This is a genomic window from Thermostichus sp. OS-CIW-33, assembly GCF_054059615.1.
Genome location: NZ_JBSSCH010000007.1, coordinates 162,709 through 170,645 on the forward strand (window position 1 = coordinate 162,709; position 7,937 = coordinate 170,645).

Sequence of the window (7,937 nt, forward strand, 5' to 3'; positions counted from 1 at the left end):
GGGGAAACGGAGTGGGGCTAGCTGTGAACACGGGGTTCGGGGTGAAGGGAAGACAAGATCTCGGCCTCCACCTGGAGTAGAGTATCGAGCCGCTCCTGCACCTGATCGGCGGGAAACTGCTCCAACGCCAAATCCAAATAAAGCTGCCAATGGCGCTCCTCCGCAGCCGCCAGCCAGAGATAAAACTGCCGCAGCTCTGGGTCGGGCGCGTGGATCCCCAACAGGCCCAAGCGTTCGTGGCTGCGGGCCTCGATAATGGCTGCCACCAGCAAGGTGTCGAGCAGATGCTCTGGCTCAGAGCGGCGCAGGTGTTGGTTCAGGCGACCCGCATAGGGCGCAGCCGACAAGGGCTTGATGGGGATCCCCAACCGTTGCAGGTGGCGATGCACCCGCTCAAAATGCTGCAGCTCCTCCCGCGCCAGCGGCGAGAGGGTTTCCACCAAACGCCCGTTAGCCGGGTAGCGAAACAGCAAGCTGAGGGCGTTGCCCGCTGCTTTTTTCTCACAATTGGCGTGGTCTAGCAAGACCAGATCGATGTGCCGGGTAGCCTGTTCGATCCAGTCCTCAGAGGTACGAGAAGCAAGTTCTAGAGCAAGCACAGGGTCGGTAGGAAAGGGTTAAGAGAAGTTCTAGGGACGAACAATCTCCACAGTAACCCGCCCCGTCAGCTCCGGGATCGGGGGATGACACTTGGTCAATCGGATCTTAGCTTTGCTGGCCCCTGTCTCCCGCAGCACCATTTCGGCAATCGCCTCCGCCAAACTCTCGATCAGCACAAACTGATTGCTTTTCACCAGTTCCGCAATCCCGGCCACAGCAGAACGGTAGTCGAGGCTATCACACAGTTGGCCGCTGAGAGCAGCCGGGCGCAGATCCGCCCACAACTCGAAATCCACCTCAAACCATTGCCCCAAAGCCCGTTCCGCCTCATCAAGGCCGGTATAACCGTAGTAGCGCAGGCCGGAGACGATCAGCCGATCTCGCAACTGCTCGGGGGGTTGCCGAGGGATCCGATCGGGATCCGGATAGGGCTGCTGACCGTCGCTGCTGACACTGGTGGGGATCTGTAGCTCCATCACAACCTCCCAGCTCGACCTGGAGACCCTATCCCGCAGGGCCTGGCGAAACAACGAAACCTTGGCTCGACCCTAGGAGCAGGCTGCCCCTTATCCCCATTTCCTTTTTGATTCTTTAACAAACTCCGGGATCCCCGTCCCTCAGCGGCTGAGGGCCAACGCTCTTCCCTCTACGGTCGCTGCCATCTCCCGCAACAGATCTTCCGTCTCTTCCCAGCCGATGCAGCCATCGGTGATGGAAACCCCGTACTGGAGCGGCGCCCCTTCCTGCCAGGTTTGCTTGCCCGGGTAGAGGTTGCTCTCCAGCATCAGCCCCATCAGAGCCCGCTGCCCCTCTTGGTACTGCCGCAGCACTGCCCGACAGACGGATCCCTGCTTGCGGTAATCCTTGTGGGAGTTGTCGTGGGAGCAGTCCACCATCACCGAGCGCGGGATCCCTTGATCCTTCATCAGCAGTGCTGCCCGCGCCACATCTTCCGGGCCGTAGTTGGTCTTGCCCCCTCCCCCCCGCAACACGATGTGCCGATCCGGGTTGCCGGTGGTTTTCACCAGAGCCGTCATGCCATCTTGGCCGATGCCCAGGAAACTGTGGGGATGGCTGGCGGAGAGAATGGCATTGAGCGCAATTTCCAGCCGCCCGTCGGTGCCGTTTTTGAAGCCCACAGGCATGGAGAGACCGCTGGCCATTTCCCGGTGAGTTTGGCTTTCGATGGTTCTGGCGCCAATGGCCGCCCAGCTCACCAGATCTGCCGTGTACTGAGGGGTCACCGGATCCAGCATCTCGGTAGCACAGGCCAGGCCCAGCTCGTTGATCTGCAGGAGAATGGAACGGGCCAGTTGCAGGCCGGTGGCAATGTCGCAGGAGCCATCCAGGTGGGGATCGTTGATCAGGCCCTTCCAGCCCACCGTGGTGCGGGGTTTCTCAAAATACGTGCGCATAACGATCACCAGGTGCTCCCGAGTTTGGTCGGCCACCCGCTTGAGGCGATGGGCATACTCCAGAGCCGCTGCAGGATCGTGGATGGAACAGGGGCCGACGATCACCACCAAGCGATGGAGATCCCGTCCGTGGATGATGTCGCGGATGGCTTGCCGAGTGGAGAGCACCACCTGGGCTGCCGTTTCCGTAAGGGGCAGCTTGGCCTTGACAGCAGCAGGGGCAATCAAGGGAGTCACCTCTTGGATATTGCAATTGTCGGTTTGAGGGGGCATGGAACTGTCCTCAGCGTGCAAGTGGGTAGATGGGGTCGTCGAGCCATCAAAAAAGCCCTGGCGCTGGGCTCAGGGCTTCAGGACTGACTCGGGTAAACTGTAGGTCTTTGTTTACGCGCCACCCTTCTGCCCTGGTCGTTGCCAGGGAAAGCTAAAGTAGCCAAAAAAGGAAGCGCGCCAGACCATGCGGAGAGCAAACTTAAAACCTGTACGAGATAACTATACCCGAAAAAACCTCGTTTGACACCTCAGGGATCCGGTTTCCTGGCGGAGAGACCAGCGGGAAGTCTTAAGCCGACCGAGCCGCCGGCTTGGCAATCCAGTAGCCGCAGGGGTGTTCTCCCTGCACCTGCCAGGTGATGCGCTCTACTCGGCAATCGGGCAAGGCGGCAGCAAACATCTCCAGCTCGTGGCCGCAGACGCTGGGAAAGGTGTGGGCAATCTGGGCAATGGCGCAATTGTGCTCGACCAACACATACTGCTCGACGTAAGGCTCGGATCCCTCTGCTGCCATCGGCACAGTCAGGTCGGCAGGATAGGGGTAGTACTCCGCCATGTAACCCTCTGCCTGGCGCAACTGCACCAAACGCTCCAGCCGCTCCCGCAGGGATCCGGATCCCAGTTGGGCCTGATATTCCCGGGCTTTGCGCTGCCACTGGTGGTGGAGAAGGGATCCCATCTGTTCGGATCCCAGAGTTTCGGCCAGGGTGTTGAGCAGGCCAAGGGCAAACTCATCGTAGCTGGCGGGAAATTGCTCTTCTCCCAAGGGACTGAGCTGATAGAGATGCTGGGGGCGGCCTAGGCCATTGGGTTGAGCGACATGTTGGATCAACCCCTCTGCCTCCAGATCCTTGAGGTGGCGGCGGATGGCCTGGGGAGAAATGCGCAGGTGCTCTGCCAGCGTTTGGGCGTTGGCCTGCCCCGCCTTGCGCAGGTAGACCAAGATGGCCTGCTTACTCGAAGCGGGTTGAGCGACCTGCCCGGTGATCTTGCGCGTGCTGTCCACCCTCGCCCTCCTGGTTAGACTGGGTTAATCGGCTGCCGCTGCCAGCACAGCTCTCTGCTATTTTGACAACGGGATCATTGCTAAAGTAACCTGAGGATCAGTTAAACAACAACTCTGTTGTTTTATTTGGCCATCTGTCTTAGTCGCGTTTCTACCCTGTCACTACCCGAGAGCCATCCATGTCTACGAGCGTCCGCGCCCTGGTCAACCAGCCCTACAAGTACGGCTTTGTAACCGACATCCCCTCTGAGTCGATTGGCAAAGGCTTGAACGAAGAGGTGATTCGGCAGATCTGGGCCAAGAAAGGGGAGCCGGACTTTATGCTAGAGTTCCGGCTGCGGGCCTACCGCCAGTGGCTGAAGATGAGCGAGCCCACCTGGCCCAACGTCAGCTACCCGCCCATTGACTACCAAAACATTGTCTACTACTCGGCCCCCAAGGTGCAGCCCAAGAAAAAGAGCCTGGACGAAGTGGATCCGGTGCTGTTGGAGACCTTCGAGAAATTGGGGATCCCCTTGTCAGAGCAAAAGCGGCTGGCCAATGTGGCGGTGGATGCCATTTTCGACAGCGTCTCGGTGGCCACCACCTTCCGGGAGAAGCTGGCCAAGGAAGGCGTGATTTTCTGCTCCATGTCAGAGGCGCTGCGGGAGTATCCAGAGCTGGTGCGCAAGTACTTGGGCAGTGTGGTTCCCATTGCCGATAACTACTACGCTGCGCTGAACTCGGCGGTGTTTAGCGATGGCTCCTTTGTCTATGTGCCCAAAGGGGTGCGCTGTCCCATGGAGCTTTCCACCTATTTCCGCATCAACAACGGCGAATCGGGCCAGTTTGAGCGCACCTTGATCATTGCCGACGAGGGATCCTACGTCAGCTACTTGGAAGGGTGTACTGCCCCCATGTTCGATACCAACCAACTGCATGCGGCGGTGGTGGAGCTGATCGCCCTAGACAATGCCGAGATCAAGTACTCGACGGTACAGAACTGGTATGCCGGCGACGAAAACGGCAAAGGGGGCATTTACAACTTTGTAACCAAGCGCGGCCTGTGTCAGGGGGCCAACTCCAAAATCTCTTGGACGCAAGTGGAGACCGGCTCGGCCATCACTTGGAAATATCCTAGCTGCGTGTTGGTGGGGGAAAACTCGGTGGGCGAGTTTTACTCGGTTGCCCTAACCAACAACTACCAGCAGGCCGATACCGGCACCAAGATGATTCACGTGGGCCGCAACACCCGCAGCAAAATTATCTCCAAAGGGATCTCGGCTGGGCACTCCAAAAACAGCTACCGCGGCCTGGTCAAAATCGGGCCGAAAGCGGAAGGTGCCCGCAACTTTTCCCAGTGCGATTCCATGTTGATTGGGGATCAGTGCAGCGCCAACACCTTCCCCTATATTGAGGTGCAAAACAACACCGCCAAAGTGGAGCACGAAGCTTCCACCTCCAAGATTGGAGAGGAGCAATTGTTCTATTTCCAGTCGCGCGGGATCGGCATGGAAGATGCCGTGTCCATGATCATCAGCGGCTTCTGCCGAGAGGTGTTCAACCAATTGCCGATGGAGTTTGCCGTAGAAGCCGATCGGTTGCTGAGCCTGAAGTTAGAGGGATCCGTCGGCTAGGGGATTGCTCCCAATGCGAAGCTGAGCAAGTGGGCGAGGCCGCTGACACGCTGTGGGAGCAGGCGCTGCCATTTTCAGGAGAAGGGTAAGGGGTTAGGTAACTCCCAAGGCAGAGGGCTGTGATCCCCTGAAGCCAGAGGCGGCCCAAGGGCTTGGCGACGTTGCAAACAGCGCATGGATGCAGGGGGGGAGAGGGGATAATCAAGGAGTTTTGAACCGTAAGGCTAGGCAGGAGAAGTTCCCCATGAGGGCATTTCTGGAGGAGTTCAAAAAGTTCATCAGCCGGGGCAATGCCTTAGATTTGGCTGTTGGCGTTGTTATTGGAGGTGCTTTTGGGAAGATTGTGACTTCTTTTGTAGCAGATCTGTTTACTCCAGTTTTAGGCTTGATGATTGGTGGAGTGAGCTTCCAGAACTTGGTCTGGAAAATCGGTGGAAGTCCTGAAGACCCAGTTACGATTAACTACGGTAGCTTTCTGCAAGCTGTGTTTGATTTTGTGATTATCGCTTTTGCCATCTTCTTACTGGTGAAGGCGATCAACACCCTACAGCGAAAGGAGGAAGAATCTCCTCCCACATTGCCCCCACCAGAAGTGGTTTTGCTGACAGAGATCCGGGATATCCTCAATCGCCACTCCCAATAGAGCTATAGGGGATCCTTAGGCCCAAAATCCAAACCTGGTTTAGGGATCCCTTAACTTTTCAGCTCCTGCCCTTCGGTGTCAACCCTAGAGTCTAGCCATGATCCGTGAAAACAGCCCTGTTATCTTATCCGTTCGAGATCTCAGCGCCGAGATCGACGGCACCCCCATTCTCAAGGGGTTGAGCCTGGAAATTCGCGCCGGAGAAATCCACGCCATCATGGGCCCCAATGGCTCTGGAAAAAGCACTTTTTCCAAGATCTTGGCTGGCCACCCCGACTACCGGGTGACAGGAGGCGAGATCCTCTATCTGGGCAAGAATCTTCTGGAAATGGAACCGGAGGAGCGGGCTTGGGCAGGGATCTTCTTGGCGTTTCAATACCCCATCGAGGTTCCGGGGGTGAGCAACTTGGATTTCCTGCGCGCCGCCTACAACGCTCGCCAGAAATATCGGGATCAGCCGGAACTGGATGCTCTGGATTTTGACGACCTGGTACGGGAAAAGTTGGATATTGTCAAAATGGATCCCGTTTTTTTGGAGCGCTCTGTGAATGAGGGCTTTTCCGGCGGCGAGAAAAAGCGCAACGAGATCCTGCAAATGGCGGTGTTGGAGCCTACGCTGGCCATTTTGGACGAGACGGATTCCGGTCTGGATATCGACGCGCTGCGCATTGTGGCCCACGGCATCAACCGACTGGCCGGCCCTGAGAATGCCATGCTCTTGATCACCCACTACCAACGCTTGCTGGACTATGTTACCCCCGACCACGTGCATGTGATGGAAGGGGGGCGTATTGTCATCAGCGGGGACAAGACCTTGGCGCTGGAGCTGGAAGAACGGGGCTACGACTGGATCAAAACTCAGTTGGGCCAAGAATCAGCAGCCGCAACATCCCGGCGGGAGGAAGAGGGATGAGCGCCACCTTGCCCAAACCTTTCGCCCCAGAGAGCCGCCTATTCCTGGAGCACATCCTCGGCCAAATCCCGGAAAGGCAGGATCCCTACACCACCCTTAGGCAGCAGGCCCGCGCCCAACTGGCCGAACTGGGGATCCCGACCCCACGGGAAGAAGATTGGAAATACAGCGATCTCTCGCCGCTGCTGGCCCACGAGTTTCGCCTGGCTGTCGCGGCGGATCCGGCTCTGGATGCGGCAACCCTAGAGCCCTGGCTTTGGCCGGAAGCCAGCCACAGCCACGCCGTGTTCGTCAACGGCTACTTTGCCCCCCAGCTTTCTGATTTGAGCGGCCTGCCCACCGCTTTGCAGGTGATCCCTTTAGCCCAAGCCCCAGGGGAGTTGCTGCAAACCCTGGCCAAGACGGATGTGTTTACGGCCCTCAACACCGCTCATCTGGGAGATGGGATCCAGATTGGCCTACAGCCCGGCCAGGAAGTTCCGTCACCGCTGCACCTGCTGTTCATAACGGTGGCTCCTGAGGGAGAGGCCGTTTTGGCCCAGCCCCGCTGCCTGCTGTCTTTGCAAGCCCACAGCTCCCTCACGCTGATCGAAGATCATGTATCCCTGGGATCCGGGATCCCCTTTGGCAACGCGGTTACGGAGATCGCCCTGGCAGAGGGATCTCGTTTGCACCATGTGATTTTGCAAAGGCAGGGGTCTCAGGCTTTTCACATCAACCAGACCGCCGTGCGCCAAAGCCGCAACAGCCACCACCGCCTCCAGGCCATTCAGTGGGGATCCCAGTTTTCCCGCCACAACCTGGAGATCACCCAAGCCGGAGCCCAGGCCCACACCCAACTGCAGGGGCTAACGCTGCTGAAGGGATCCCAGCACAGCGACACCCACTCCCGCTTGGTGCATCAGGCCCCCCACGGCAGCAGCCGCCAATTGCACAAGTGCATTGTGGACGAGACGGCCCATGCGGTCTTCAGCGGACGGATTCTGGTGAGCCGAGAGGCCCAACTGACGGACGCCGCCCAGACCAACCGCAACCTGCTCCTAGGCCCCAAAGCCCGGGTCGACACCCAGCCGCAACTGGAGATCTTTGCCGATAACGTCAAATGCGCCCATGGGGCCACCGTCAGCCAACTGGAGGCGGAAGAGATCTTTTATCTGCAAAGCCGGGGTATTCCCCAAGCTGAGGCCAGGCAACTCCTCACCTGCGCTTTTGCGGCAGAAGCCCTGGAAGGGATCCCGTTGGCTCAACTTCCCGCCCTGGTGGCCCGCCAGTTGGCTGGGATCCCGTGAATCCAATCAATTCCAATAACAATAATAAGTTGTTGCTCCCCCATTACCCTCAAGAGTGACCAGACTTGGGCGTAATGGATAGGCAGCAGTAAACTACCCGGCTCCGACCGCTAAGCGGTACGGAGCGGGCTTTCAGTAGCCCTGAGCCTGTTCTGCTCTACCAGAGAACAAAACAAGCCCGG

Annotated in this window: 8 protein-coding genes; 4 read left to right on the forward strand and 4 right to left on the reverse strand. The window is 58.3% G+C overall.

Going from position 1 to position 7,937, the window contains the following annotated elements; all coding sequences use genetic code 11:
- Window positions 1–17: 17 nt before the first annotated feature.
- From miaE to sufR, 4 genes are all read right to left on the reverse strand, one after another.
- Window positions 18–599 (reverse strand): tRNA-(ms[2]io[6]A)-hydroxylase, encoded by a 582-nt coding sequence (gene miaE / locus ACVWZG_RS07460; protein WP_414349667.1) that lies wholly within the window; start codon window positions 597–599, stop codon window positions 18–20.
- A 30-nt stretch (window positions 600–629) separates the two neighbouring features.
- Entirely contained in the window at window positions 630–1,076 is a 447-nt protein-coding gene (gene folB, locus ACVWZG_RS07465; RefSeq protein WP_071818161.1) for a dihydroneopterin aldolase, read from the reverse strand.
- A 141-nt stretch (window positions 1,077–1,217) separates the two neighbouring features.
- Complete coding sequence (locus ACVWZG_RS07470) at window positions 1,218–2,288, reverse strand: 3-deoxy-7-phosphoheptulonate synthase (protein ID WP_457406071.1); 1,071 nt, start codon at window positions 2,286–2,288, stop codon at window positions 1,218–1,220.
- Between the two features lie 289 nt (window positions 2,289–2,577).
- Window positions 2,578–3,294 carry an iron-sulfur cluster biosynthesis transcriptional regulator SufR gene (gene sufR / locus ACVWZG_RS07475; protein WP_457384734.1) on the reverse strand — a complete coding sequence of 239 codons (717 nt, stop codon included), beginning with the start codon at window positions 3,292–3,294 and terminating at the stop codon, window positions 2,578–2,580.
- Window positions 3,295–3,473: 179 nt separating this feature from the next.
- On the opposite strand from sufR, the gene sufB reads away from it, so the two are divergent.
- The 4 genes from sufB (at window position 3,474) to sufD (ending at window position 7,755) form a co-directional block, all read left to right on the forward strand.
- Window positions 3,474–4,910 carry a Fe-S cluster assembly protein SufB gene (gene sufB / locus ACVWZG_RS07480; RefSeq protein WP_099883711.1) on the forward strand — a complete coding sequence of 479 codons (1,437 nt, stop codon included), beginning with the start codon at window positions 3,474–3,476 and terminating at the stop codon, window positions 4,908–4,910.
- A gap of 244 nt (window positions 4,911–5,154) precedes the next feature.
- Window positions 5,155–5,553 (forward strand): large-conductance mechanosensitive channel protein MscL, encoded by a 399-nt coding sequence (gene mscL, locus ACVWZG_RS07485; protein ID WP_011431004.1) that lies wholly within the window; start codon window positions 5,155–5,157, stop codon window positions 5,551–5,553.
- 97 nt (window positions 5,554–5,650) lie between these two features.
- Window positions 5,651–6,466, forward strand: a complete 816-nt coding sequence (gene sufC / locus ACVWZG_RS07490) for a Fe-S cluster assembly ATPase SufC (RefSeq protein WP_457406068.1) — start codon at window positions 5,651–5,653, stop codon at window positions 6,464–6,466.
- The gene (sufD, locus tag ACVWZG_RS07495) at window positions 6,463–7,755 is read left to right on the forward strand and encodes a Fe-S cluster assembly protein SufD (protein ID WP_457406065.1); all 1,293 of its coding nucleotides are present in this window, start codon (window positions 6,463–6,465) and stop codon (window positions 7,753–7,755) included. The genes sufC and sufD overlap by 4 nt, the downstream gene beginning before the upstream one ends.
- The last annotated feature ends 182 nt before the right edge of the window (window positions 7,756–7,937 follow it).